The following is a 26,592-nucleotide window of genomic DNA, read 5'->3' on the forward strand; positions in this document are numbered from 1 at the left end:
ATACGGTCCAGAATCTTCTGTGCCTTGCTAATGAGCAACGATATACTCACACCTGGATTGACTGAACGCAGGTACTCCAAGAGGCACAGACGCATTTCCTTATACTCAAGGTATAGGCGGTTCGTTATGTCCAACTCGGTGGCATCACTCTGCACCAAAAGTTGTTCAACCACGGAAGGGGCTGTCTCTGCCAGGAAGTTCTCTTTGCAGAGCAGGAAATAGAATCGACGGAAGACGGCGGGGTCAGCCAGATCGGCAAGATTAATGGATTCGTAGTGGGCTGGTGTCTTGTAGCGATTATATAATCTTGTCTCCCGATAGTTGGAGACAATCACCCAGTTACATCCCGCTTCGCTGGCATACCACCAGCCTTGCTGTACTGGGGTATATCCCCGCCCCGGCATATTGCGGTCCAAGTCGACTCGTGCCCCTTTTAGCTCGATAGGGGCAACGATGCGCCCCTTGTTCTTCCCCTGAAAGAATCCAATGGCACCATCGGCACTCCCGCCACCTGACACAGTATGTCTCTCTGCTTGGAGCGTCCACTCCGTTACGCCTTCTACCGGGCCACTATAGCCGAGGACCTGCCCGAAAATATCCTTGAGGAAATCCCCGTGCAAAGATACCTCACTAACCTCATCCAGCGTTCCATGTTCCAAGGAAGCAATCCACTTGGCGATAATGGCTTGCTTGTCGTCCATATCAGGAGGAAAGCAGAACCTTGCCATTGCCTCACTCAGAATCTTGGAATGGAAAAGACCTACAATCGCCATCAGTATCCCCCTCATTATGCCTAGACCTCATTATGCTAAGTGATTCCCCTCGCCTCGGTTCATACCCTGTTACCCAAAGCCTGCATCCTTTTTATCTAGTAATTCTACATTGCAGAGGCCTCTCCCTCGCAAAGAGATAGAAACCCGTTTTGCCTCTGTTTTATGGCCCTCTACCCACATCTTTGCCCTACAAGGCCACAACAAGGCCGGGTAATAGTTTTGATACTTACCCGGCCATTTCGGCGCCTCTACGGGCCTCCTACGCGCTCCTGGAGGCTTTTTTAGACTTGAGATCGCGAACCTAATAGTTGGTGAGGCCTACGGTTTACGTCTGGCTCTCCTCCAAAGCACACGAAGGATGTTCCAACAAATGAGAAGCGGGATCATTCCAGCCGCGTAATGTAAAAAAGTAAGGACTGTTCCCCGGGGAGCATCCGGGCCTACAAGTAATGTATCCTGAGTTTATCAGTTAACTCTGCCCAAACCCGCATCAAACCTGAAGAGTTCTTTTTGAAACTGTACATTTTGCCACTACAACTCTAGGTCCTGGAATTCATCGGCAGGCAGAACATTGGGCGGTGGCTTGATGCGTAGCAATCGCAATATCTTGTTGCTCAGATCAGTCCCTCTCGTTTTGATAAGATAATCCCTTTCGTCAATCTCCACCTTGGCAAAATTCATGGAGTTCATGGCTTCCCTAATTGCATCTGCCGAAGCCTCCACCTCAGCCTTCCGGAGCTTGAACTCCAGGGTACGGGCAAGCAGAAAGGCCAAGAAGCAAACCACAAAGTGACCCTTGATGCGTCGCTCAGTCCAATGGAAGACCGGCTGCACTTCCAGAGTCGACTTCATAATCCGGAAAGACTCTTCAATTTTCCATAGGTCATGGTATGCTGCCAGCACACCCTTCGCACTCATGTTCTTTTCATTGGTCTGGATACCGTAATACCCGTCGAATCTCTCATCTTTTCTAATCCGCTCCTCATCTAAAACCCAGTCGACACACCCCGGCTCTGCTTCCTTGAGATACTTCTTCCCACCTCGCTTGTTGCTGGCTTTGATCCTTGACTTGTTCTCCAGGAGAGACTTGGCCTTTTCAATCAGCCTTTCCCGGTCGGCCCGATCCTTTCGAGCCCTCCTTGGGGAATAGGTGATGACCAGGTTCTCTTTTAGCTCGTAAATCTTTCCTTCCTCATCCTTCACCCTATTGACGTAGTCGATCACCTTGTAGAGGATCTTTTCTTCTGAATCCATCCCCGGGAGGGCTATCTCCTGGTAGCCGTCGGAGAAGACTTCCTCTTGAACACTTCTTTTCATGCTCTTTAACCTAGAGGCGAAGATGTAACTGTAACCTTGATCAGCGATCCGCTTCAGGTTTATCTTGCTGTTGATCCCCCGATCAGCGACGATGATCACCCTGCGGATACCGAACCTCTCTTTCAATTTCTCGAGAGCGGCCTCCAGGGTACTACTATCAAAGGTGTTGCCTGGAAACAATTCATAACCAATAGGTCTACCTTCGCAGTCAAGCAAAAGTCCCATGACCACCTGTACTTCATTGAACTTACCGTTCTTGCTGAAACCAAAATCCCTAAGGGTATCAGCCTTCACACTTTCGAAGGAAAAGGTTGTGACATCATAGAAGATCACGTCTACCTGCATGTTGAATATGGTGCGGTTCTTGTGGAAAATCATTTGTTCCAGCCGTTCCTTGTGATCGCAGAGGATATCCAGAGAGCGGTAGAGGTGATTAAGGGATACCTCTGGCATGTTCACATAACGCTGCTGGTGCTTGAAAGTGCCAAGTTTGCTCATGGGGCTCAACAGGTGCTGTATGGTCATCAGGAAACAGGCATCAGCCAGACTGAACTGTACCTTCGTGCTAGCTGTAAGGGATGGTAAGAATTCGTGTAGACTAAACTCCTTCCATAGTTTTTGATATGCGATGTAACCCCAGTTGAGGATTTCAGCCTCTGACGCCTTATTCAGGTCGGGTATTTGCTTTGGGTTAGCCCTTGATAGCTCCTGTAGACGCAGGGCAAGGCGTTGGAAACTGGGATTGTTTTCGATTGTGTCCAGCCTACCCAGGTTGAGGACAACCTCGTGCTTTACGACGCCATTTTCCCGGTATGACCTGATCAACTGCACATATTGATAGTTGTTTGAGCGTGTAATCTTCAGGAACATAGCTGTATTATACCACTATTAGGACGGATATTCAACACTTGGCAATATATCTTGCCAAATATTTTGCCACTACACTTTTTGAGATTTTCTTCGGTAGTGCGGTTAGAAATGCCGATATTAAGCCATTTCTTGACTCCGAAACTGGCCCAAAGCGGGTCCAACTGATAAACTCAGGATGAGAAGCGGGATCATTCCAGCCGCGTAATGTAAAAAAGTAAGGACTGTTCCCCGGGGAGCATCCGGGCCTACAAGTAATGTATCTATTATCCCGCCCTCGCCCCATCCAGGGAGCAGATAGAAGTCAATAAAGGTGAAAACCACTTTTAGCCCGCTGAGTATCATAATAGGGCCAAGGATAATCAATGTGATAATAAACGCTAACCATTTCATCTGGCTATCTCTCCCCTCTACGGGCCTTCTGGGCGGCCAAAAATTACCTATTGTCGGGTTGTAGTAGTTAATCTATGGAGTTATAATAAAATCGGCAGGGCAAGGGTTTGATTTTTGGCTTTTGTCCCTGCTAGAGGGTGTCTATCTTAGCGGGTGGCACCCTCTTGTTGTAGTCTCCATATCTCCCAATTAGTCTCTTCCTCGATTTTCAGGTACACCTCCCACGCTTCAGGGGAAATCATCTTCTGTAGTTCATCCTGCAACCGTCTTGTAGCTCGCCGATGCTTCAGCTTATGTAGAAGCTCCTGGAGATAATGTGCCTTCCTTCGTAGCCGTTCCCATGCCTCGGCATTCTCAAAGGTGAGGTGCTCAAAATAACGGGATTCATCTGCTTCATTTATGGCCGCTGCAAGCTCCTGCTTCGGGGCTTCACCCTTTAATATGGCTTCCTGCAGTCTGTCCAATTTTTCTGACAGGTCTAGGTTCTCCTTTGGCGTGAGAATGTAGTTTGCCAGAATCCGTTCTTCAATAGCCTGACTCATAAACTCCAAGTCATCATGATCGACTTTACATTTCGAAAGGGCCGACTGGATAATGCCCTTGAGTTCCACGCAAGACACGCTCCTTTAGCCCTTCACCCTGCCGAATAATTTGCCTACCTTCCCCCTTGGTTCTTCGGGTGCTCGGGATGCCGGCAGCCAAACGCGCTTGAGAACGGGCATGAATTATTTACGCAGCTATCGTATTGCCGGCCCTCGCAGTACCGCTCGATAAAACTCCTCAACTTTTCATCACAGTCGGCCTGTGCGTCTTTCAAACGCAGTTCCGCCACAGCTCAGGCCTCCTTCCCTTCCCTTTGTGCCTTGGCAGCCAACCACATCTCGAGGTCTTCCTTTCGGATGCGGTATCGCGGCCGCCGGCCAACCCCCAGGTTCACGGCCGGGAGCCCCTGCTCTTCAATCAGCCGGTAGACACTTCGGGGGTGTATCTTTAGAATCCGCGCAACGTCCTTCACCTCGTAGACATCTTCTGACACTCGCAACACCTCCCATTCGGATTCTAGCATAGAACGGGACAGCATGTCAAGCAAATATTCGGCCTGTCACAATGTCGCATAATAGGCATTATGTTTACTTCCTTTTGTTGGCAGTCCTGAACCCCTTGCGAGAGAAGCATTCTAGGCCACGCTAAGATGCATTTCAGGTGGTGTATAGGTGGGGGAAGATTATCGGAGAACCCGACATTTTCCCTCCACTTTGGCCTTAAAAATGCCTCAAAAATGGGTAGCAGCCACCACTTTTTGAGTTTCGTCTTGCATAGTGCTCTGATGGCATCCCCGTAAACATTGTTTACACCCTTTGGCGTTTTTCTCCGGGCGTTTTCCACGTGGAAAACTCTTGTTAGCTTCTTTGTTAGTCTCTTTGTTAGACCACAAGATCAGCACCACGGCCACGCAGGGCCTCTATTTTGCCCTACGGGGCCAATGAAAATGGCCGGGTAATAGTTTGCCTACCCGGCCGATTCGACGGCTCTGCGGGCCTCCTGTGGGGGCCTGGAGGCCTCCCGAATATCGCCTGCTAATGTTAGTCTCATCGTTAGCATTGTTAATAACACCGGACTAATACTGTGTTAGTCCTGTATTAGCACCAGGCATTACCCCCCCCTAGCGAAATTCGCGATAGCATACACGCTGCTGCCCGCCCGACCCCAGGCCTGAAACTCCTGGAGATTTTATGGGCCTATCCCCCTTCGCTGTAACGCTATGTAACACTTGCAAACTTTCCAGGCCTCCGCTGGAAACTTCCCAAAGTTTACACCCTCATAATCCCAAGTAAAAACAAGTTCCTGCAACTTTCGGTATACTTTTGGATAATTATGCCGTTAACCGGGATAGTTCCTTTAAGGATTCTGCTAAGGCCTTAGTGCTCGCCCATTCAGCTTCTATGTCCTCCGGGTCAGTCGCACCCTTGGGAGCCAGGTTAACCCCATACAGGCCTACCGCCCGCAGGATATGCACCGCCGCTGCCTGGCGCAACTTGCGGTCCTGGTTTTGTTGCAAGTCTTCCTCCAGGACGTTCACTGCTTGGGCCACTAACTGGCGTAATCGTTCGGTCTGCCCACCCCATACTTCCTGCCGCCTGCGGTTTAGTTCCGCCACAAACAGGGCATCCCTATTCCGCCACTCCGTCACGGTTTGACGGCTCACTCCTACAGCCTCGGCAACCTCCCTATCACTTTTCCCTTGCAGCAGCAGGTCAATCGCGTTTTCTTGTTCGATAGTCAACTGTCGGCTTTTGTCCACTTTCGCCATTTTCTTAACCCCTCCCATTAAATTATGTGCGTTCCAATGCCTTCTTTATCTGGCCGAATGTCTCCAACGCGGCCATCAGGGCTTCATTCTTCGCCCTGAGCCCTTCCCACTTCAACCTGTTGTAGGTGTCCCAGTGCATCCACTTTGGCTTATCAGGGAAGGAATACATCAGCCCTGTCCTCCCGCCTAACCGCTCCTGTATCTTCTGCGCCTTGCGCATCAATCTGTAAGCCCGGTTCTCTCTCTGGCTTTCATAAACCAGGTCGTAACAATGCCGACATAGGAAATACTTGCCCCCTAGATACAGCTTCCCTACCCGCCGGCCACAACCACTCCCTGGACACACAAACCAGGGCCTCCGTCCTCCATAATTACATTCAGTCCAGGTGATAGGCACGATATAGCGCACCTTCTCCGCGTCCTCCATCCCAGGCCTCATGGTGTAGGATAGCTCTATCGCATCAGGGAGGACGGTAACCCCGATACTCGCCTCTTCTTTCCCGTCATCCCGCTTCCACGCCCACCCAAACCATTGTCCAGGCCGGAGAAGGCCTTCTCTGTGCCAGCGATTTACGTCAAGGCTCCGGCATCCCTCTACAGTATCCTTCTTACTCAGCCTATACCAGTTCCCTGATCCACGGCCACCCACTGCAGCCGAACACCTCCCCAAATTTTCCCGAAATCATTAGGCAACCTTACCCGTTTGCCCCCCTTTTGTAGCCTCAACCCCTTGGCGCACTTGGAATTCACCATTGCAACCGAATCGCAATATGTGTATACCTATCCTAGCTCCTCCACGATCTCTGCGAATATCTTCCGGGCCTTCTCCCGGTCCTCGCTTTCGCCCAGGGCCTCCACGTCCAGGATTACCGTCTTGACTGGGTGAGTGCTACCCTCTTTGTCCGTCCACTCTGGCCGGGATATTTGCAACTTCCCGGCCTTCAGATACCACCTGAGACTATTCTTCCCGCTCCTCACCTCGATGGGCTTTTCATTCTCCCAATACTTGGCCATGTTCATTCCCCCTACGCTAACAGCATCTTCAATTGTTCGCGCTCTTCACGCTCTATAGTAAAAACTGCGCCAAGGGCTTCTAAGTCCATATGAGCCTCGATGCTCTTCCGTATCTTATCCTGCAGCGCCGGCATAGGTAATGCGTCCAATTCTACGGCCATATCACCGTACCGCTCGATGAATTTCTTCGCCCTGGAATCAGTCTTCTTCGCAAAGTCGGGGGGTAACTTATAGCGAATCACGTCCTCCCTTGTGAGGGCCACCTTCTCCACTCTGGGATAAATCCCAAAAAACGAGAAGCTCTCCCGTAAGTCGCGGCATATGTCCTCCCCGCTGGGGTCGAAGTCGCCGAAATAGAGAACAACAGCCGGCTTACCTAGAGATATAAACCGTTCCGCCAGCTCTTTTCTAATGCTCCAGGAATTATAACCCCGGCCTACAAGCAAAGTTACCCCATATTCAAGGGTGATCTCTTCAAACACCCCGCTTAATGCGTCCTTCTCCAGCCACACAACCACATAGCGCTCCTGCGTCTCCCAGACATCTCTTCGGTAAGCCCGTCTAACGGTATCTATGAAATCATCCAGCCCGCTCCACATGCTCACGTCCCGGGGCCGTCTAGTCCGGTCCTCCACCCATTCCCACGGTATCCATCCCTCCTGCCGGGCCTTCACCAGCGCATTAGATAGCCGCTGATACTCGCTTCGGGTATTTTCTATGACATGTCTAGAAACCAACTGATAATATACCTGCCGCAGGGTCATGGGGTGGTATTCCGCTAATACATCCCTTGCCGCGTCAATTAAGTCAAGGGTCCTCTTGTGCAAAGCCATAGCTCTTACCTCCTGCTGTCTCCTGCCGCCTTATCCTTTAGCGCCTCCGCTTCTCCGGCCTCTACCCACCTCTTGCATTCCGTACACCACGCCCGCGCCCTGGGAAGTGTCCAGACTATCAGCCGGCCGCATTTGCTACACCGAAAAGGCACCAGCTTTGGCTGCTTCACTTTGCCCTTGCGCATATCATCACCCGCCCAGGTGTTTCACTGTTTCACCATGTCTCAAATGTCTCATTACCGGCCGTCACGCTGTCACGTTTTCTTTCGCTATTGTCACGCTTGTCAAGGTTCGCTGTTAACCTTGTTAAGCTCATTCGCCAAATGTTAAGGTTGTTAAGCTTCCTCCGGCAAGTGTTACCCTTGTTACACTTCCCGGCCTCGTTGTTTCCCTTGTTTCCCTTCGCCGGTACTGTTCGCCTGTTCGTGTTAGCCGGCCTGTTGTTCGTCTTTCCACCGGGCAAAACTTTGGGCAGGCAGGATAGCTACAAGGCTTTCTTAATCTTTGTGGCACGCGCTTTCACCTCTTCCGCTCCAAACCATACTCGGCACCCGGACAGAAACACTTTGCACCACTCAAAGTCCAGACTACCAACTTGTGGCATGTTGGACACTGGAATGGAATCAGTTTTGGCTGCTCAAGCTTGCGCTTGTCCATCGCGCTCACCTTCCCCAAATATTTGGGTAAAATAATCCCGCAATGCCTGCCTCACGATCTCGCTTGCCATCATGCCCCGCTCCCTTGACAACGCCACTAAAGTATCACGATACCCACGTGGTATACGCACATAAAGCCCCACAGTATCATCATCCGCCTTGAATAGCCTGCGGTAAGCCGTGTCTACACTGATCTCTTTGCTATCCAATAACCCTATGAGCCTTGCCGCTTCGGGGTTTCCCCTCTTGAATTCAGCGTTAAGCCGAATCATCTTACGTAATGTCTCTCTGGATATGGGGGTTGACATCTGCGCCGCCACCCGTGCAGCAGTCTCGCGCTCATGCCGTGGCATGCTCATCGTGCTTGCCTCCTTTCCTTGGAATGCTGCGCCACCAGTCACGATCATAAACCCATTGGCCTGCCTTACAATCCCATCGGTAATCTAGCGGATTCTCATCATTAGGACCCAAGATCACGGGGGGAGGGCCAACAAATATCACCCGGCCTTTAGGAGAATCTTGCACCGGCCCCCCCGCTTTTTGGGCTCCAATTCGGTTCGCTCCGGCTCGCAGGCCTGCTCCTGTTTTGCTTCTGTTTTGAGTCGGATTGTATCTTCTGATTCAGTTTCGCTGTTTCGGTCCGCAGCCGCCCTGGTACATGATGAAACCCCAGCACTACCGCCAGGGCCTCCAAGTAGCCTCAATATCTCGCTTTTATTTTCTCGAATCTCACTCCTTAGCTTGTCATCCAGAAGGCCTCTCACCCGAAGGGTATTGCCATCAACCACAACCCGGCACCCGGCCTCATAGAGTTTAGCAAGTAACTCCGCAGGCCTCATAACTAGAAAACCTCCTCGGGAAGGTCATCTTCGGAGGCCTCCGGGTCAGGACTGTCTCCTTCAAGTGAAGTAAGTGAAGTATAGTGAAGTAGTTTTTCCGTTTTCGCTTGTATTGGGGTCCTCGCGTAATAACCTGGAAATTGGTTCACTATACTTCACTTGCTTCACTAGCCCAATACCATGCCACCAGTTAGGGCCACCTGTGCCCCTTCTACTCTCGAATCCACGTTCCTTTAGTCGTATCCCGAATGTCCTTTTAGCTATCGCCTGTTCTCCATTTTCCTCACACCATTTACAATAGGCCTGGTAAAGGTCAGCCGCTTTTGTTTTGGCTTTCTTGTCTATAATGCAGCAGTCAGCCAGGAAATCTGCTAGAATATCCATTTCAGCCCGGTATCCTTCGGTTGCGGTTTTTACTTCCTCTGGCATTCCTAGCCCTTGCTTTTGCCATTCCAGACACCCTTTCACCGCCCAGGAGAGGATACCGGGTAATTCGGCCTTGAAACGGGCCATAAGCTCCCGCTTTGGGATTTGTTCGCTGTCGGGAATTCTTACTGTAAACGGAATAAGTCTGATACGGTCCCATATGGCATTATCCGTCCCACGAATCACAGGCTTATGATTTGTGCCTAGCCACAACTTGAATTCCGGGGTAAAATCAAACCATTCAGCGTGCATAAACCGGGCTGATACCTTATCGCCGCCCGTCAAGTCTTTTATTTGCGCTTCAGCTAATCGCCGGCCTTCTTCAGCCTCAGAAGCATAGACGAATCGTGTGCCCTTCAGTCGGGCTATGTCGTTCGGGATAACATCACCCTTTTTTGTTAGCAAGGTCTCCGTAGGAGTTCTCGTAGCATAGTCGCCAAGTAAAAGGGCCATAGCTCCAAGGAAGCTAGATTTGCCGTTTTTGCCGCTCCCCCATAGAATGAATAAACACCGCTCGTCTGTAATCCCTGTTAGAGAATAGCCAGCCGCCCTTTGCAAGAAATCTATTAGCTCCTGTCGCCCGTCCATAATGCGATTCAAAAAGGCCTCCCATTGTGGGCAGGTCGCGTCCGGGTCATACCGCACAGGGATTATTCGTGTTATAAGATACTCTCTCTTGTGAGGCCTTAGTTCCCCGGTCCGCAGGTTAAGGGTTCCGTTTAAGCAGTTTAATTGCCACGGGTCGCGATCTAGGTCATCTGGTAATACCGGAATACCCGGTTCACTCTCGGCAAGGGAAATCATGGCCGCAATACGGTTTTCACTCTCTGATCTAAGGGCATGTTTCGCTAAGGCTTTTCTACGGTCTTCATCCGGTTCTCTGGAGGCCTCCGCATAGAGTTCCCTCACAACGTCCTTGGCTCGCCGGACTACTTCGGCTGTCGCATCTTTGCTCCATCTCTGGCCGTTCCACACGAACCACTTTCCCCATGGGTGACAATATCTGAGGTCCCGACCGTGCAGTTTCACAAGGCGCCTTGCGTTCCCTAGATCTGTTTCGTGAATTTCCTCTTCTCCCGGCCTGCTAGCCGTCTCCTGTGTCTTAGACGCCCTAGCCTTGCTGATTGTAAGGGCTAGATAGTCGTCTCCACTCCGGCCTTTCTCACGGAATTTATCGCCGCAGGCCTGAGTTTTGAATATATACCAAATCTGGTCATCCGACAGCCCGGCCTTTACAAGATAATGCGTTATAGCCATGTCTCGTTCGCTTCTCGACGGGTATTTGCCTACGTCTCCGGTTTCGATACTTTTCCGTATCTCTTCGGGTAACCTCAATGCGTCAAGGTCTACAGTAACGGTCTTTCCGAAACTCACCGTAATGATTTTTCCTGTTTCTGTGGCCGGTAAAAAGTCGTCAAGGTCGCTTGGGTTATACCTTATATCCGGGTTGAATTCCACCACTTTACAGGGCATAGGGCAGCCGGGCTTTATATTTAAAGTTCCAGCTAGCCGGAGTACCCGGGTAACGTCATAGGTCGAATCGCCGCCCAGGGGTTTATGTAATCTTTGTGATAGTTCCTCGAATCTCTCTAGTTCCTCCGGCCTTTCAAACAACCAGAATTCCCGCAGGACATAGAAAGGGTAGTATCCGTGTCCGCTGTCTATTATGGCCGTGGGTTCAAAGGGTAGGGTCTGGATTCGCTCGAAGGCCTTCCGCTTGCACTCTTGCAGAAGGTCCGGGGCCCAGCGATAGTTGTCTTTCTCGGCTTTAGCCTTCTTCCGGCCTTCGGAATCCGGAATGAAGTCTTTTGCGTCCACGTCAGCCGCCAGGAATGCCGCACCCATAATGTCCTCTTTCCGGCCTCGGCCTGTTTCGGGCTTCTTTCGCAAAGGATGTAGTCCATGGTAGACATGCGCCTTCCCGGAGTATGTGAAGGCCTTCGTCAATAGCTCGTCCAGCTTACTCACATGATAAAAACCCTGCACCTGGAGGCCTCCGTTCGGCTCTTTAGTGCATAGGCTCACGAATCCACGGCCCCCCCCATAAAGGGCTTTGTAGAATGCTTTGGCATCGTCCTGGGCCTTGGTTGCGGTCGTCAGTTCTACGGCCATCCGGTTTCACCTCGGTTTCTAAAATCTCTCCTTTCCCAGAGATTCCCTGCAGGAATTTTTTTGCCTGTGGTATAATACAGGTAAAGCCTATAGCGCAGTAAGACTCTGCGCACATCATGCAAGGGAACCGCCGGGCCACCAACCTCGGGCGGTTCTCACCGTTTATGGAGAACATTCGCTGTGCTGGTCGCGGTTTTCTGCCATTTCGGGCATAAGAAAACCCGGTCACTTTTGTGCCGGGTTCTTTATGCTTCGCGTATCTGTCTACCTTGCTCTTCCCGCCATCTTGTGTAATCCTGTTCTATTAGGTCAGAATCTACACCCAGAGCCGCCAAACCTCGTTTGACAGCCGGCTGCACCACTCGCACTAAGCCGTTCTCGTGGGCCTGGAGTGTGGCATAACTCACACCCAGGGCCAGGGCAAACTTTCGCCGGTCAAAACCCAGCTCTTCACGAATCGTAACTATTGGGTTCACCATGTTGACCACCTCCGTTAACAAATAGGAATAACTAAGCTTTTCATGGCTTCCAAAGCCATCGGCTTTATAACGGGTACCAATCCGATATAAATATCTCTGTGTTCGCCTGACTGTTCCACCCAGACCTCCGCATACGGGCTTATAGCCAGCTTTTCTTGGTATTTTGCGTGTAGATAGCTAGATGCCCAGCGCAATCCATGCATAAGGGATAACGCTTCACGATGTACTTCATAAAACCAGAGTACCCATTGGTATGTTTCAATTAAACTCTCTTGCTCTTTGGAACTTTTTTTTGCTACTTCCCGTCCTTTTTTCAGTCTTTTATCGTTTTTATCCAACCCTAGCATCCGAGGAAGCTCACGTTCTAATGTCTTAACCCGCGCGCTCATGGTTTCAACCATGCTGTTTAGTGCCCCGATACGTGTTAAAAAGTCCCGGGGGGCAATGTCCTCCGCAATTATCTTTAGCAATCTGTTGCGTTCTTCAATAGCAATCTGTAGTAATCGGTTTTCTGCTTCCCATACAGATTTCAGCCGGTCATCCTTAAAGTCCCCCGTGCAAATAGGGCCTTTGAGTAATGCTAAGCCGATCCGTCTTGCCGATTGCGCCAGTCTACGCGATGGTTGTTTAATTGTATATCCTGATCCAGGGTCTACTGGGACGCCGTCCCTAAAAAAGACTCCATTCGCATATGCTTCAAATTCTGCTCCGTCTGGATAATCGGTCCACCTACCTTTCCCGCGTCCATAGCTACCACGCCGGGCCTGGGGGAGGAGCCCCCACCTTTCCCAGTTTGTCAGGGTGGCTCTGCTTACCGTAGGGCCTCCCAGCTCCGCTACTTTTCGAATCACTTCGTCCGGGCTCATGATTCTGTATACCGCCCTTCTGTGGGGTTTGCAGTGTCGCTTTGATAACTGCTTGCCTTTATGTACTGAATCCCAGAATGCCCATTTCGCCTCCGCTTCAGCTCCCTGCAAGAGAAATCCCCCCAATAAAGGGCATAGTACACCACGTTGTACTAAAAATAGTCTCGTTAACCGCTTTTAGTATAAAACATAAGGTCGATGTTGTCAATACTTCTTTTGCTATCGCTGGAATAATTTTCTCCACCATCCCCGCCGTTCCCTTTTCTCTGTGAGAGTCCGCAGGGCCTCCGTCAGCTTTCGGTCTCGCTCCTCTATGCTTCTTTCGATTCGTTACTGTGCCTCCCGGGTTACCGCAATCTCCGCGCGTAAGGCCTCAACTTACATCCTGGTGCAGACTTATCTTCTGCCGCAAATCCCCCTTAGCTAACTGGATTGATACAAGCCCTTCTTTCCTCAAATTTCTTGCGCAGTTCAGCTTCGATTTTGCCATCTAGGTACTTGGCTTTAATTTCTTCGCTTTGAATGACCCTATAAAACGGATCACTCTGTAGACTTTCGCGAGCTCGCGTAGCGATCTTCTCTCTTTCCTCATCCGATAGACTATTCTTAAACTCCTTGAAGGCCTGCTCTTCCGCCTCGGCCTGCTTTGCCTGCTGCTCGATAATGGCTTTGATTTCGCTATCTTGGGCGAGATCGCGTCCGCTCTTCGGAAATTTATAGCTATTTGTAAGTGCTGCGCGCAATAGCGCCATCGGGTTTTTGGTACCTGGCCAAGCTAATACCTCCTGAGCATATTGAGTTACCGTGTCATAATCATATTGCGATAGCCAGTCGAGGGCTTCGGGGGTTACCGGTTCGAAAGGGGTATTGGAAAAGAACAACAACAACCTTTCCTTGTTGTTGTTTTTATATATGTCTTTAATATTGTCTTTAGGAGGCCTTTTTGGTGTTATGTAAACAATATTTTCCCTGCTAGGTGCCGCAGTTTCTTCTATAGGGTTCGAATCTGACATGTCAGTTTTGATGTATTGATATGTCAGATTCGGGCATGTTGGAGGGTTATTTTTCAATATGTCAGATTCCGTCACGTTAATATGTGACATGTCAGATTTGGACATGTCTATTTTAGGCATATCAGAGGTGAGTATGCTATTTCTCGCGCTTTTCTCCTTTAGCCCTGGTATTTGACAGGGCAGGTATACACGGTAATGTCTAGGGGATTTATTAGTCGCTTCTTTCGTGATACTTACATAACCCCTAGAAATTAGTAAGTCTAGTGCACGGTTAAAGGTAGTGCGTGATATGCCACCTAAAAGTCGGCACATATCTGGAACATCTAATGAATCACAGACAGGTTTTCCCCAGCCATAGCTATGTCGATAGATAAGTCGGTAAAGAGATTGAGCCGTAGCGTTTTCAAGGGTGGGAATCAAAATGTCATCGATCTCATTATCTATCTTGTAAAACATGGAATTAATTGGTATAAAATCCTTATCAGGGTCCACTGGTTTTATTTTTTTGTTCCTTGAAGCTAACCTAGTGAGCTTGGGATGCCCATTGACCGTATCGGTTTTAGACATGTCACTTTTAGACATGTCATTATAGGATATGTCTTTTTTAGATATATCAGATTTTGACATGTCCTTTTCTGATATGTCTGTTCTAGATATATCTGTAGGTGGCACATGGAGTGTGGTTATATTCCCAAATGTCTGGCTGAATATGGCGTCTACGTCTCCAATTGTAAGCTTTTTAGCCATCGGTTAGCTCACCGCCGTCTCAACTTCTTCATCTTCATTTACGTCGGCTTCACTGATTACTATATCACCCACTCGTTCTAGCACCTCACTTGCCAGCTTTCTAAAGCTATGGCACCCGCTTTGACGTAGGTCAAACTGGAATACAGATTGGCGCCGGGCCGCTGCTGTAGCGATGCCTTGATTGACCTTTATTACCGTTTTCATTAAGCGTTGTCCGAATAATTCGGAAAGCTTACTATACATAAGCTTTGAAAGGGTAGTACGCGTATCGAAGTTATTGATAACAATACCTAACTCTTTAAGATCACGGTTAGATTTAAGTATGTTTCGCAAGTACGTATCCGTTAGTTTGATACCTTTTACCGAATGGCGATCTGGGAATACAGGGATCATGTAATAATGGCTGGCCATAAGCGCATTAACGGTTAGAAGATCGACATCCGGACGGCAATCTATGATTATATAGTCATATTTCTGGCGGGCTTCCTGATCGATCTTATTCCGCAATATAACAAGGGAATCAGGGTTCCTAATAGGGTCTATTTCCCTTTGAACTGCTATTAAACGCAGGTCACTTGGGACAATATCAACTCCCGGTATCACAGACTCATAAATAGTTTGGCTGATTGTCCGTTCTTCGTCCATAATGACGTCATAGACTGTGGCCGTAATTTTCTCAACGTCTTTGATAGCCATATCAGTAAGATTAGATTGCATATCGACATCAATTAACAGGACATTTCTATCCATCCGGCGTATAGCATGGGCTAGGTTCATAGCAATTGTAGATTTCCCAACCCCCCCTTTTATATTGATAATAGAAATAATCTTGGCTGGCATTTTATCACCTCCACAGACCGTATCAAAGACCTATTCGCCAAATCATCAAATATATTCGTCATGGTTTAAGTATTTCCTTTTTCCAGGAAGGAATTTCATGTAATTCTCCAGTAGATAAAAGCAAAAATCCCTAGGCTGCATACCTAGGGCATTACATTTTGAGTATGTCAAGAGCTTGGATATTATCATCAGTCTTTATGTTTCCTGGCTTGCACCCCTAAAATAATTATATGAGCAGCCACTCCTCCACTAAGAATGGGTATGAGACTTTTGAACGCCTCAGGTTCAACCATCGCCGAAGCCAATATTACTACCACTCAGATAACTGCGCTGATCAGAACTATCTTCCCTATTTAATTCCGTCCTTCCCAACCGGGCCTTGCGGGCTCTACCTCAAATCTAACTAAATATTCTTCGCCACCACGTCTGCCGCTCTTTTCTTTCCCCAAGGGTTCGTAGGGCTCCGGTGAGCTTCCGATCTCGTTCCTCTATGTTCCGTTCAATACGCTCCTGAACTTCCCTGGCCGCAGCAAGCTCCGATCGTAAAGACTCTAACTCTTCCAACCGTTTTCCCATGTTTTCCAAGGTTGCTATAAGGCTATCCACTTTAGCTGTAAGTGGCTGAATTGAATTAAATACGGCTTGCTGGATCACCTGTTGAGTCGCTACTGTCGCTGTTATTCCTTCTACCCTTGCCAAATCCCTGGAATCTTTTTCTATAGTCCTTCCAAGGTATATCTCCAAATCTGCACGTAAAATGCGGTATTCTTCGCCATGTTTACCCTTCCTTACCCTGGCAACTAGCTTCCCATTCTTGATGTGATTACGTAGAGTCTTTACCGAACAATTTGCCAGTTTAGCTGCGTCTTTTAGGGAGTATTCTTCACTATACATACCGCCTCACAGCCTCCCCTAGTTTTCCATGGTTGAGCATTACCTTGGAAGGTATTCGTTAGGGTAAGGCATCCTTCCTTCAGGCTCTATTTCCCTTTGCGTTAACGCAGTTGAAGTAAGGATGTTAGGCCCAGTTAGCACAGGAAAGTTCTATTTGTTCGAACCGGTCTGTACCCATGCCTTACTCTTCGACGATATAGTTTTCTAAAGGTCTTCTCAGCATTCGCCCAAGTATCGAAGAGATCAACTTTCACCCTGCCTTTTTTCCCGATTCTCCCCCAGTGGCGTCGGAGAGTTACGTAGAATAAGCTTGGCTCAACAGCGAGTATGTAGAACTTATTATGTGGAGGTGTTGTATTCTCTAGATAGACCTCCATAGTTCAACTCTCCATTATCGGCAAGCACCGGTCAGGTTAACTCTTACTTATTTCCAATTTATCTATAAACTCTTTCAAGAAATCATTGGTATCCATGACGGTTATAGGAAATTCTCTTTCTACCTTTTCCGTCAGTATATGTCGCCTATCTAGACTAACTAGTACATCTGCATAAGCCTTGAACGCCCCAGCCAGCACATGACAATCCTTTTCGGCAACCAGATATCGCCACCGAGCCTCCTCTTCTGCGGTTGGAGGGTCTATGAGCTCTACTTCAGTCGCTCCCAACTCCTGATAATAGTGTAACAAGGCTTCTTCGCCCATCTTGCTATTTATGTTGCGTTCTGCTTCAAGGAGTATCCTTTTGGTGGCCATAATCTGTAAATACCCGCGTCGCGCTAATTTGAGAATGAGGGCTGAGCCTCCAGTGGGAGAGCCAGCCGCCGCCACCCAGCAGCTTGCATCTAGGAATATTCCGGGCTTTTCATGGCTTGATTTCTGAGTCATGGCTCAAGTAATTGCTCCGCTTTACGGGCGATCTCGGGGTCGATCTTGTCTGCCTTCAGAAAATCACGAATCTCTTTACGCGTGTATTCCCGAAAGGCGCCAGTCCCAAACATTTTTTGTTCGGTTCCCTTTCCAGCTTTATAACGCTCCTGGAGGTATTGGGGGAAGACCTTCGAACGGGTTTCTTCCAAAAGCGCTTCGAGTTGTTCGGGAGTGATCCCCCTTCGTTTGAACTCAGCCCCAATCGTCAAGCGCATAGCTTCAAGCGAATCCAATCTCCTGACTCTCATTTCTCCAGTATCGAGTAGTTCCCAAACGAACTTATCTCCTGGGCTCAACCTCAACTTCTCTCTGATGAATTGAGGGATCGTTACCTGTCCTTTTGAGCTCATGGTCGTCGTATTCTCCTCGAAGGGTTCCACGTTAGACACCCCCTTTGGTATTACGTAATACCCTTTACCCATATTATATGGCTTTATAGCGACCTTCGCAAGATTTCGCATTGAAGGACAGCGCTAAAGGTTATCTCACCAAGTAGCACGGGCGAGGTCTTTTGCCACGTCCTCATCGGTGAGCGCGAGGTACTTTTGCGTGGTGGCCAGGCTCTCATGCCCCAAGGTCCGTCTTACGCTCTCGATGTTCGCGCCCTTGCGCAGGTACAACGTCGCTGCAGTATGGCGAAGCATGTGAGGGTGTAGCCTCTTAGATAATCCTGCCTTTCGTCCAATATCGGCCACGAGCTTGCGCAGGTTGCGATCTATCATGGGGAAGAGGATATCGCTTGGGAGCATGCCTTTTGTATATTTCTTTATTGCCTGCTGCAGCGGCTTATAAGTGACAGGTATCCGCCGGTCCTTCTTGCCCTTGCCTAAAACAACGTGGATGTAGAGTATGCCGCCATCTTCCTGGAAGTCTTCTGCTTTCAGGGATAGGAGTTCACTTGCCCTAAGGCCGCATCTTAGCATGAGTTCAACCATGAGCCTGTTGCGATTCGCGTGTCGTGTTTGGCCGGCGGCCTCCAATACTGCTTTCGCTTCAACTTCAGATAAGGCATCGGGGAGTCTCTTTTCTGGCTTTATCTTTGGGAGTTCCCACGACTGTCCGAGCCATTTCGAGTAAATCGATAATGCTGTCCTCTTCCTGGATAAGGTCTTATTGGTGAGGCCCTTCTCGTGGAGGTGGCTGAACCAATCAGATATGAGGCTGGAGGAGATATCCCGGTCTCCTGCGAATTCCAAGAACTGTCGGATATCTAGAGTAAATGCCTGGATAGAGTGCTCCGATAGTCCCCGGGATTTAAGGTGAGTCTCGAAATCATGGATAGTACCGATAGCCACGAGTATCACCCCTATTTAGCTATACTATACGGTACTATTATAGCATAAAAATACCGATAGGGTCTCCTATCGGTAAAGTAATTCGTGCCTAAGTGTAGTTAGGGGTGAGTACCTACGCGGCACTATCCGCCCTCCGTAGCCGCCATGCCTTGCCCGCCTCCATAAAGGCCTGTATATTCTCAAGAGGGGTCTCAAGCGGCAGGTCGCACCCTGTGCTCAGGATGAAGTTGGGGTAAGGCTCCATCGCCTCGAGCAGGTTATTCACTGCCCTCTTGACCCCATCTGGCTTCTCGTTTACCATCACCCGGACAGGGGCTATATTGCCTATCAACACCACATCGCTCCTCACCCTCGAAGCCACTGCAGGGAAATCAGCCACAGAGTCCAGGCTCAAGCCCTGAACCCCTGTCTCGCACATGGCCTCGACCAGGTGGGTGGTGTTACCGCATATGTGCAATATGGTCATGGCATCGAGGAACCTCACGATCCTGCTCACCGATGCACCCGAGAACCTGGCGAATGCCTTCGGGGAGAGGAAGGTGGCCGTGGGCTCGAGTATCGCGATCATATTCGCCCCGGCCCGGATCAACTCCTTGGCGTAACGGATGATAATGTTCTCCGCGAAGTTCACCACGGACAGCACCAGGTCGGGCTCGGTGATGGTGGCTGTCGCTATCTCGACTGCGCCCATCAAGAGGCCCGCCAGCGTAAAGGGGCCGATCACGTAGCCCCCCTTGGGGATGTTAAGGTTCTTCGCCATCAGCTTCATTGTCTCTATATACGACCGGATCCTCGCATCGAATAGTGGATCAAGAACTTCATATTGCTCAAGATCAGCAAGGGTCTTGACAGGGTGATGCTCTACTGTGGCGGACTCGCTCAACGGGTAGCGGACCTGGAGGCCCAGGGCCCCTGCTTCAACAGATAAGTCCATCATAAAGAAGACGGCATCAGGATCAAACCTCTCAACCAGCTTGTAGATGGACCTGTAATGAAGGTCGCTGTTGAACTCGTTTTGCCTTATGGTGGAGTTTGTAAGACGAGCACCGGGATAGCCCATCAATGGAATGACAAGACGCCTCGGGGATTGCCTTACTATGTCTATTAACCGCACCTTGAAATATCCCTCCTGCATATGTTTCATGGAATCTGCTTAGATTTCGGGGGCATGGATCTACTCCCTAAAGAGTTTACATACATGCCCCCATATGATGAAAGATTATACCATTTAAGCTATGTTACCAGAGCGATCACCGGTCTTGCTAAATGGTCAGGCCAAGCCCAAGACCATTTATCTGGGTTAAGATGCGAGGGCCTCCCTAACGGCTGAAACTATTCCTTACTGGAGCAGCCTCTTCGCAAGGTCAACTGCAGAGCTCGCATCAGGGGCATAGCCGTCAGTGCCGATCTCGTTCGCATACTTATCCGTCACAGGCGCTCCCCCGATCATGACCTTTACCTTATCCCTCAGGCCCGCTGCCTTCAAGGCCTCTATCGTCTCCTTCATCGCAGGCATGGTCGTGGTGAGAAGAGCTGACATGGCTACATGATTGGGCTTGTTCTCCTTGACAGCATCCACGAACTTCTGAGGGGCAACATCGATCCCCAGATCTATGACCTCGAACCCGGCACCCTCCAGCATCATCTTGACAAGGTTCTTGCCTATGTCGTGGAGGTCCCCCTTGACCGTACCTATGACCACCTTGCCCACAGGCTCCATATCAGTCTGCGCCAGGATGGGGCGGAGCACATCGAGGGCGGCATACATGGCCCTGGCTGCAATGAGCATCTCGGGAACGTAGATCTCGTTCCTCTTGAACCTGTCCCCCACGATCCCCATGCCAGGGATGAGCCATTCCTTGACTATGACTACAGGATCGATGTTCTCCTTCAGTGCCTGCTCGGTCAGCTCCTTCGTCTTCGGCGCATTCCCGGAAATGACAGCATTTTGAAGCTCCTGGAGATTTATCATTTGAAGACACCCCCTCGAATAAAATCCCCTTAAATAAGGATTACAAAAAATGCAAGTTATAATATAACACGCTGTTGTTCTGTGTTACTACCGACTAGTTCAAGACCAATCAGGATTTTAATTGGGTTGCATGCCAACCAGCGTCTGTGGCGTCTCAAAGAGGATTTGCCGGGCAATTGCCAGGGCTTCGTCCTTCGTGTATTGGCCCATTACCACCTTATCAGCCAAGACTAGGGCCAATTGCTTCCTCACGATGATCGCCTTCGCAAAGACCCAGTCGACGCAATAGCCATCGCTAAAGAATCCAACCTGCTTATTTGCCGGCACCATGTCTAGACGCTCAGCGATCGTCTGGCGAATGAATGGAGGGAAAAAGCTGTGCCACCAATAGCCCGCGACCGAGAGATTTGGCAGCTCGCGCACCAAGGTGCAGATGGCCTGGTTGAAGGGGGAACTAGAGAGGAAGACCTGGAAGCGCAGCTTCGGGTGCCGCTCGATCATCTCGGCCAGTTGCGAGACTGTTTCGGTTTTAAGCTTGCTGATTGTCTCGTGGGTTGACGGTTCGGCGCCAAGCGAAAATTGGAAGACGATATGATCCCCGCGGCGCTCAAGCTCCGACAAAAAGAGTTCCAGGATATAGCTACAATAGATATCGCGCTCAACAATGGTCGCATTTTCACGTTGTCTAAGCGCGAAAGGCATCTCCTCCTCGGAAACCGTGCGATAGTCGATATCGGTCGAGATGTGCTGTGCCGTAGACAGCAACTGGTCGTAGGGAATAAGCCCGGCGTAGTGTTCCATGGCGGCATGAACATCCGAGACTGTCCGAATCGGGCGCTCGACTGGCCGCCGACTGTTAAGGTCAAGAGCTACCGGTAACGGCCCCGATACCTCTTCCTGACTCCAAGTCCGCTCAAGCTCATATAAAGCGATGTCATTCTGGCCGCGCTGGTTGCGTGCGAAAAATGCCCATTCCAGGCTATACTGCAAGACATCATCGCTGCGACCATCGCGCCGACGCCAGTATTCAGTTGAGGCACGCCTTACGCCAGCCCGCTGCAAGATATATCGTGCCCAGGCCTGGTCCTCACTTCTCTCGCGGATAATGGCATGGACCTTTTGCCAATTATCCTCCGTCAATTGCTCCGACCAGCCATATAGCTCACGTAGGATCGTCTTAACGCCCCAGAATCCGCTCGTATTCCGGATATAACGCAGGTAAGGTATGGCATTACGTAACCGTTGGTACACCTCGGCTTCGTCCGGGTCTTCAGACAGCCGCTCCCCGTCGGGGCAACCAGCCGCCAGCAAATCCGTCTTGACCATATGGTAGAGCAGGATATCATGTAACCCGCGAGCTGATAAATGTTCAGCATCGAGATGGGTGTGGACATCCAGGATGGGAATGGCGCTGAGACCTTCTTCCAGCTCACAGACAAGTTTCTCAAAGTTACAACTCATTATCATGTCGCTCCTTCAGGAATTGTTCGACGGCGCGCCGGTCAGGGATACCCGAGCGCCCTCCCGGGCGTGTGGCTTTGATAGCTGCGGCAGCCGTCACCATTAAGATCGCCTGCTCGAGCGGGATATTGTCTTGTGCCAAGCAGGCTGCATAGACACCATGGAACACATCTCCACAGCCGTTGGTGTCGACCGGCACAATCTTGAAGGCTGGTTGATGCCTGACTACCCCATCCGCTAGGGTATACCAGGTCCCTTGATCGCCGCAGGTGACTGCAGTACATGCCCGCCGGGTTTTGGCCAGCCATTTCACCATATACTCCGGGTCATCTGACCCGCTGAGTTGAGCGGCCAGATGGCGCGGTATGATCAAATGGTCCACCTGCTCAATCAGTTCCATGGAGCGGGGTTCGTCGGCTGACTCGATGTCGGCTACGACCGGAATACCCAGGCTATGGGCAATCTGAACAGCGCGAATTGTACCATCCAGACCCAGCATATCCACCAGCAACACGCGACAGTTTCCGATTAATTCTATGCTCATCTCTTCCGGGGAACGAGCTACAACTCCTTTGGCGGTATAGAAGATGGTCCGTGTCTTGGTCGCCTGGTCGATAATGATGATGGAATGGTAGGTGCTGGCTCCGGCCCGGCGCACCACAGCCGACACGTCAACCCCCTCCCGCCGGAAGGCTTCGAGTGTGAAGTTAGACAGCTCGTCATAGCCAAGGATGCCACCATAGGCCGCCTTGGTGCCAAATCGGGCGGCGGCGACCAGGGCAGTGCCGGTCAACCCGCCCCCTTCGCGCACTATGTCCAATACCGGAGTCTTGCTATCGGCCAGTGGATACTGATCGACGTAAAGCAAGTCATCGACGGCGACGATCCCACACCCGAGAACGTCCCAGCGCGGTGTAATCATAGGCCATAACACTCCAGTGCTTCCGCCGGCCTGGCGCCGTCATGGATAACAGCCTTCAAAGCCAGTATCATCTCCTTCACCTTGACCTGCCCCCAGACATTACGACCGACCGTTGCCCCGCGGGCGTCGGCAGCAACCACATCGCTCATCATCTGAAGCGCAGCCTCGACCGTGGGGGTTTTGGGGCCACCGGCCGCGACCAGCGGGACGGGGCAGTCCTCGACGATCTGGCGGTATGCCGCGACGTCGCCGCAGTAAGGTGTCTTGACGACATCAGCGCCCGCCTCCACAGCGCAGCGGACAGCCCAGGCGATATCCTCGGGCAGGGTCGATACCCGCACCTCGCCGGAGGAGTAGTCACGGGAATAGGCGTGCACGATGACGGGCAGGTCAAACTGGGCGGCCTGGCGGACGGCCTGGGCCACCGTGCGGATGTGGGCCGCCTCGCTCGGTCCCCGGACAAACATAGTAACCGCAAAGGCGTCGGCCCCCAACCGGACGGCCTCCTCAGGCTCCGCGATTTGCTCACAGGCCGAGTCATCCGGCCGGGCGATGGTCGACTGTATGATCAAGGGAATCTGGCCGGCGTAAGGCTCCCAGGCTGCCCTGGCGAGTCCCTTGTGAAGCGTCACGGCATCGGGCTGGCCGTCAACTATCCTCTTCAGCGTCGGCCCGATGGTCCGCAACCCTTCCGGCAAACCCGCTCCGTAGCCGATGAAGTGGTCGAAAGCGATAGAAAGGAAGCGCCCCGAGGGGTGAGTGAAGATCCGCCGCATACGAATAAGTTTGCCGAGGTTCATGATGCAATTTCCTCTTTTCAGTGTTGGTGTAATATAGCAGGCTATAGCGGATAACAGGTTACAATTCCAGGCCGATCCTGAGTTCCTCGTGCGTTTTAGCGTATCCCTCGATCGGGATGCCCGCCAGGAACGCCTCGGCGGCCTGTTTGATAGCTCGCACCCCGGCCGCTACCCCAAGGGGATGGCGGCTGACGCCGGTGCCGGCGAGGTACATGGCATCTTTACCGAAGAGCTCGAGCCCTGTACCTATATTGGCTGGCTTCAAGCCGCCACTTGAGGCCGGCACCATCGGGCCGATCGGCCCCCACGGTTCGGTCATCGCGGCAAAGAGCGAGCGAAGCTCTTCCGGCTTGTTACCGACTAGATATCCTCCTGGCAGGCCGATGCGGAAGTAATCGGCCCCCAGCAAGCGGGCGAATTTAGCCACAACCTCCATCGACACTCCCTGCCCCTCGGCCCTCGACATCGCTTCCTTCCCACCGCAATGCCCGTAGATCGGGACGTTGAGCGAGGGGTCCTGACGCACCATAAGCAGGGAGTGAAACCCGGCTGCAAACATGTTGATCATAAGGGCCGTTGCACCGTGTTCGACTGCGAAGTGGGCCCAGTCCAGGATCTGCTGCGGGCCGGTGCTGATGTGTGGGGCATACAAGCAACGCTGCCCTGTCTCCTGCTCCGCCTGGCGTATCCTCTCTATCACAGCGGGGACCCTTTCCTCCAGCGGGCAGTAGCGCGGGTTGGCCATCTTCTCGTCGTCCTTGATGAAGCGCATCCCTCCCCGGGCGTAGCTGTAGCACAGCTCGGCCACCTGCTGGGGGTGCAGGCCGGCTGTCGGCTTGACGATCGTGCCGACCAGCAGCTCATTGGCATCCGCGCCCAGCAGCGCCCGGGTCCCGTCCGGGCCGAAGCGCGGGCCGGGGAAAACGCTCAGGGCCGAGTCGGGCAAGGAAAAGTCGGTCAGCCTGCTCTTATCGTACTCGAGCCAGGCCATGCTCGCCCCCCCGATCATGTAAAGGTAAATCGAGGTGAAGGCGTTAGCCGCTGTATCGAAATTGAGATTCTCCAGCGGCAGGCCTATCTGAATAGTTCCCACGCCAGGGCTCTCCTCCTGCACGTCGAGGACCCTGCCGGTGCAGCGCACCATGAGATCGTCAGCACCCGGGCCTGCGCCGCCGGTCGTCTCCATCTCGGCCAGCATCTTCGCTATTTCGGATAACGAGTGCTTACTGGACTCTACGTGCATCGCCATGACCAGGCAATCATCAACGACCATTGCTTTCATTGGTGAATCCTCCTCGCTGCAAGCTCATTGCCGGCACGGGAAGCCGGGTGAGTCGAGTTCTTTCAAAATAAAAGTCCTGGCCGGGTGACCCGGCCCCAGGTGGCAGACATCGGTTAGAATCCGCTCCGGGCCGCCGGCCGCGAGCATGGCATGCATCTGCCGGTATTGCTCATCCCCGAAGAGGTCGGTTCGCATGACCAGGGCGATGCTCCGGGCCAGGTGCTCGTAGGGGAGGCCGTGCTTGATACACAGGTTCAGCGGGCCGACAAGCCGTTCGTGCTCGCCCAGCTTGCGCAGGGGCTCGCGGCAGACGCGGGTCACGCTGTCCACGAAAACGTCACAGGCCAGGCGGTCAAGCAGGTTCTGCCGGTAGGCGGCGATATCCTCGAGCGAAAAGCCGTACTCAGCGCTGATCGCAGCCCCGCTCTCAGCTATCGTCGCGCTCACTTCAGCCAGGATCTCGGGGTCCCTGCCCCCCTCGTGGACGTAGCGGTAACCTCTGGCCAGGGCCCATAAAGCGCAGCAGTAATGCCCCGTGTTATGGATGAAGAGCTTCCGCCGCAGGCGGGCCTCCTGGTTGGGTACTGGCTCCAGCCCCATTAGTTCGGGCGGCCGGCCGATGAAGGCCTTCGCGTCCGCGGTCCACTCGCTATATTCCTCAGCTAAGAGCAACAGCGGATCCTCAGCCACCGGCACAACCCTCGCAATCATCGAATCGGGGAAGCCGATCAGGCGATCCAGATCTATAGCCCCCGCGCCAGCCAGGTGCTCCAGGGTAAGGCTGCGCAGCACGGTGGAGCTACGCTCCATGTTCTCGGCGGCGATCACGTTGAGCGGGTCGTGCGGCCGCCGCTCCGCGCGGCGCCTGATGCCCAGCGCCAGGAGGGGGGCGACATCCTTGAGGTTTGTGGCTATCACGCTAGTCACCACCAGGTCCGCTGCCACGACCGCATCAGCAATTGCTTCGACCTCCGAGGTATGGTAGACCCGGTAGCGATCCACCACGACGTCACGGGAACTGCCATCCGGCTGGAACAGGCGCACCGTGTAGCATCCCGCCTGGCGAAGACGGTCAATCAGATCCGGCTTGCGGTCGACGAGGGTTATATCCCATCCGCCTTCATAAACTAGTTGTGCCACCTGGCCCCGCCCCGTAGAGCCGGCTCCAAACAACAGCAATTTCGGGCGCTGCCCGGCTTGAGTTTCAGCGGCCATAATCATCCTCCACTCTCACCACATCATCCAGTTCGGGCGTCGAGACTTCAATCAGACGCGTGTCTTCGAGCGCCTCCACCCGGTGCTTCCGGCCGGGCCAGTTCTCGACCACTTCCCCAGGGCCCAATTCCTGGATCACCAGGCTTCCGTCATCGCCTTCCAGTTCCATCCTGACTCTTCCCGAGTCAATGTAGATGTGTTCGTGTTTCTTGACATGGTACTGAAGGCTCGAGCGGCACCCTTTCTTAAACGTGATGATCTTCAAAGCGTAATCGCCGCAATCGGCAACCCACAATTCGCTTCCCCATGGTTTCTCAACGAATTTCATAAGTATATCAG

31 protein-coding genes are annotated in these 26,592 nt (G+C 51.8%); all 31 read right to left on the minus strand.

From position 1 onward, the window contains the following. Positions 1 to 773 (minus strand): hypothetical protein (locus HPY90_RS07670; protein ID WP_287193185.1); only part of this gene is annotated, 773 nt, incomplete at its 3' end. Positions 774 to 1,304: 531 nt separating this feature from the next. Further along, positions 1,305 to 2,960, minus strand: coding sequence for an IS1634 family transposase (locus tag HPY90_RS07675; protein ID WP_287193188.1), 1,656 nt, complete (start codon positions 2,958 to 2,960; stop codon positions 1,305 to 1,307). A gap of 117 nt (positions 2,961 to 3,077) precedes the next feature. After that, complete coding sequence (locus HPY90_RS07680; RefSeq protein WP_287193191.1) at positions 3,078 to 3,350, minus strand: hypothetical protein; 273 nt, start codon at positions 3,348 to 3,350, stop codon at positions 3,078 to 3,080. Positions 3,351 to 3,496: 146 nt separating this feature from the next. Continuing rightward, positions 3,497 to 3,961, minus strand: a complete 465-nt coding sequence (locus HPY90_RS07685) for a hypothetical protein (RefSeq protein WP_287193194.1) — start codon at positions 3,959 to 3,961, stop codon at positions 3,497 to 3,499. Positions 3,962 to 4,005: 44 nt separating this feature from the next. After that, complete coding sequence (locus HPY90_RS07690; RefSeq protein WP_287193197.1) at positions 4,006 to 4,182, minus strand: hypothetical protein; 177 nt, start codon at positions 4,180 to 4,182, stop codon at positions 4,006 to 4,008. 3 nt (positions 4,183 to 4,185) lie between these two features. Further along, on the minus strand, positions 4,186 to 4,386 hold the full coding sequence (locus HPY90_RS07695) for a helix-turn-helix domain-containing protein (protein ID WP_287193200.1): 201 nt from the start codon (positions 4,384 to 4,386) through the stop codon (positions 4,186 to 4,188). A gap of 837 nt (positions 4,387 to 5,223) precedes the next feature. After that, positions 5,224 to 5,661 (minus strand): helix-turn-helix domain-containing protein, encoded by a 438-nt coding sequence (locus tag HPY90_RS07700; RefSeq protein ID WP_287193203.1) that lies wholly within the window; start codon positions 5,659 to 5,661, stop codon positions 5,224 to 5,226. A 22-nt stretch (positions 5,662 to 5,683) separates the two neighbouring features. After that, positions 5,684 to 6,310 (minus strand): hypothetical protein, encoded by a 627-nt coding sequence (locus HPY90_RS07705; protein ID WP_287193206.1) that lies wholly within the window; start codon positions 6,308 to 6,310, stop codon positions 5,684 to 5,686. A 131-nt stretch (positions 6,311 to 6,441) separates the two neighbouring features. Then, positions 6,442 to 6,681: a hypothetical protein gene (locus HPY90_RS07710; RefSeq protein ID WP_287193208.1), complete on the minus strand. Its 240-nt coding sequence runs from the start codon at positions 6,679 to 6,681 to the stop codon at positions 6,442 to 6,444. Positions 6,682 to 6,686: 5 nt separating this feature from the next. Next, complete coding sequence (locus HPY90_RS07715) at positions 6,687 to 7,508, minus strand: hypothetical protein (protein WP_287193211.1); 822 nt, start codon at positions 7,506 to 7,508, stop codon at positions 6,687 to 6,689. 5 nt (positions 7,509 to 7,513) lie between these two features. Next, positions 7,514 to 7,693 (minus strand): hypothetical protein, encoded by a 180-nt coding sequence (locus tag HPY90_RS07720; protein ID WP_287193213.1) that lies wholly within the window; start codon positions 7,691 to 7,693, stop codon positions 7,514 to 7,516. Positions 7,694 to 8,145: 452 nt separating this feature from the next. Further along, the gene (locus tag HPY90_RS07725) at positions 8,146 to 8,523 is read right to left on the minus strand and encodes a hypothetical protein (protein ID WP_287193215.1); all 378 of its coding nucleotides are present in this window, start codon (positions 8,521 to 8,523) and stop codon (positions 8,146 to 8,148) included. A 138-nt stretch (positions 8,524 to 8,661) separates the two neighbouring features. Continuing rightward, positions 8,662 to 9,003, minus strand: coding sequence for a TubC N-terminal docking domain-related protein (locus HPY90_RS07730; protein ID WP_287193217.1), 342 nt, complete (start codon positions 9,001 to 9,003; stop codon positions 8,662 to 8,664). A 60-nt stretch (positions 9,004 to 9,063) separates the two neighbouring features. Further along, positions 9,064 to 11,541 (minus strand): phage/plasmid primase, P4 family, encoded by a 2,478-nt coding sequence (locus HPY90_RS07735; RefSeq protein ID WP_287193219.1) that lies wholly within the window; start codon positions 11,539 to 11,541, stop codon positions 9,064 to 9,066. A gap of 245 nt (positions 11,542 to 11,786) precedes the next feature. Then, positions 11,787 to 12,020: a helix-turn-helix domain-containing protein gene (locus tag HPY90_RS07740; RefSeq protein WP_287193221.1), complete on the minus strand. Its 234-nt coding sequence runs from the start codon at positions 12,018 to 12,020 to the stop codon at positions 11,787 to 11,789. A 14-nt stretch (positions 12,021 to 12,034) separates the two neighbouring features. Further along, complete coding sequence (locus tag HPY90_RS07745) at positions 12,035 to 12,997, minus strand: hypothetical protein (RefSeq protein ID WP_287193223.1); 963 nt, start codon at positions 12,995 to 12,997, stop codon at positions 12,035 to 12,037. A gap of 308 nt (positions 12,998 to 13,305) precedes the next feature. Further along, positions 13,306 to 14,646, minus strand: a complete 1,341-nt coding sequence (locus HPY90_RS07750; RefSeq protein WP_287193225.1) for a hypothetical protein — start codon at positions 14,644 to 14,646, stop codon at positions 13,306 to 13,308. A 3-nt stretch (positions 14,647 to 14,649) separates the two neighbouring features. After that, complete coding sequence (locus tag HPY90_RS07755; protein ID WP_287193227.1) at positions 14,650 to 15,486, minus strand: ParA family protein; 837 nt, start codon at positions 15,484 to 15,486, stop codon at positions 14,650 to 14,652. A gap of 399 nt (positions 15,487 to 15,885) precedes the next feature. After that, complete coding sequence (locus HPY90_RS07760; protein WP_287193229.1) at positions 15,886 to 16,380, minus strand: helix-turn-helix domain-containing protein; 495 nt, start codon at positions 16,378 to 16,380, stop codon at positions 15,886 to 15,888. Positions 16,381 to 16,514: 134 nt separating this feature from the next. Then, entirely contained in the window at positions 16,515 to 16,757 is a 243-nt protein-coding gene (locus HPY90_RS16110; RefSeq protein WP_353733645.1) for a WGR domain-containing protein, read from the minus strand. 36 nt (positions 16,758 to 16,793) lie between these two features. Then, a complete protein-coding gene (locus tag HPY90_RS07765) occupies positions 16,794 to 17,264 on the minus strand; it encodes a PIN domain-containing protein (RefSeq protein WP_287193231.1) in 471 nt (156 codons plus the stop codon). Further along, positions 17,261 to 17,686, minus strand: coding sequence for an AbrB/MazE/SpoVT family DNA-binding domain-containing protein (locus HPY90_RS07770; protein WP_287193233.1), 426 nt, complete (start codon positions 17,684 to 17,686; stop codon positions 17,261 to 17,263). The genes HPY90_RS07765 and HPY90_RS07770 overlap by 4 nt, the downstream gene beginning before the upstream one ends. Before the next feature lie 105 nt (positions 17,687 to 17,791). Then, the gene (locus HPY90_RS07775) at positions 17,792 to 18,601 is read right to left on the minus strand and encodes a tyrosine-type recombinase/integrase (RefSeq protein ID WP_287193234.1); all 810 of its coding nucleotides are present in this window, start codon (positions 18,599 to 18,601) and stop codon (positions 17,792 to 17,794) included. 112 nt (positions 18,602 to 18,713) lie between these two features. After that, complete coding sequence (locus HPY90_RS07780) at positions 18,714 to 19,715, minus strand: uroporphyrinogen decarboxylase family protein (protein WP_287193236.1); 1,002 nt, start codon at positions 19,713 to 19,715, stop codon at positions 18,714 to 18,716. A 225-nt stretch (positions 19,716 to 19,940) separates the two neighbouring features. Continuing rightward, positions 19,941 to 20,573 (minus strand): cobalamin B12-binding domain-containing protein, encoded by a 633-nt coding sequence (locus HPY90_RS07785; protein ID WP_287193239.1) that lies wholly within the window; start codon positions 20,571 to 20,573, stop codon positions 19,941 to 19,943. Between the two features lie 117 nt (positions 20,574 to 20,690). Then, positions 20,691 to 22,034, minus strand: a complete 1,344-nt coding sequence (locus HPY90_RS07790) for a hypothetical protein (protein WP_287193242.1) — start codon at positions 22,032 to 22,034, stop codon at positions 20,691 to 20,693. Beyond that, the gene (locus tag HPY90_RS07795; RefSeq protein ID WP_287193244.1) at positions 22,024 to 22,956 is read right to left on the minus strand and encodes a PfkB family carbohydrate kinase; all 933 of its coding nucleotides are present in this window, start codon (positions 22,954 to 22,956) and stop codon (positions 22,024 to 22,026) included. Before HPY90_RS07795 ends, HPY90_RS07790 begins: the two co-directional genes overlap by 11 nt. Continuing rightward, entirely contained in the window at positions 22,953 to 23,756 is an 804-nt protein-coding gene (locus tag HPY90_RS07800) for a class I fructose-bisphosphate aldolase (RefSeq protein WP_287193247.1), read from the minus strand. The genes HPY90_RS07795 and HPY90_RS07800 overlap by 4 nt, the downstream gene beginning before the upstream one ends. A gap of 58 nt (positions 23,757 to 23,814) precedes the next feature. Then, positions 23,815 to 25,038 carry a RuBisCO large subunit C-terminal-like domain-containing protein gene (locus HPY90_RS07805; RefSeq protein WP_287193251.1) on the minus strand — a complete coding sequence of 408 codons (1,224 nt, stop codon included), beginning with the start codon at positions 25,036 to 25,038 and terminating at the stop codon, positions 23,815 to 23,817. Between the two features lie 24 nt (positions 25,039 to 25,062). Continuing rightward, positions 25,063 to 26,259, minus strand: a complete 1,197-nt coding sequence (locus HPY90_RS16330; protein WP_502707199.1) for a mannitol dehydrogenase family protein — start codon at positions 26,257 to 26,259, stop codon at positions 25,063 to 25,065. Then, a complete protein-coding gene (locus HPY90_RS07815; RefSeq protein WP_287193256.1) occupies positions 26,243 to 26,581 on the minus strand; it encodes a cupin domain-containing protein in 339 nt (112 codons plus the stop codon). Before HPY90_RS07815 ends, HPY90_RS16330 begins: the two co-directional genes overlap by 17 nt. Between the last annotated feature and the right edge of the window lie 11 nt (positions 26,582 to 26,592).

It is taken from the genome of Syntrophothermus sp. (genome assembly GCF_013314835.1).
In the GTDB taxonomy this organism is placed as follows: Bacteria; Bacillota; Syntrophomonadia; order Syntrophomonadales; family Syntrophothermaceae; genus Syntrophothermus; species Syntrophothermus lipocalidus.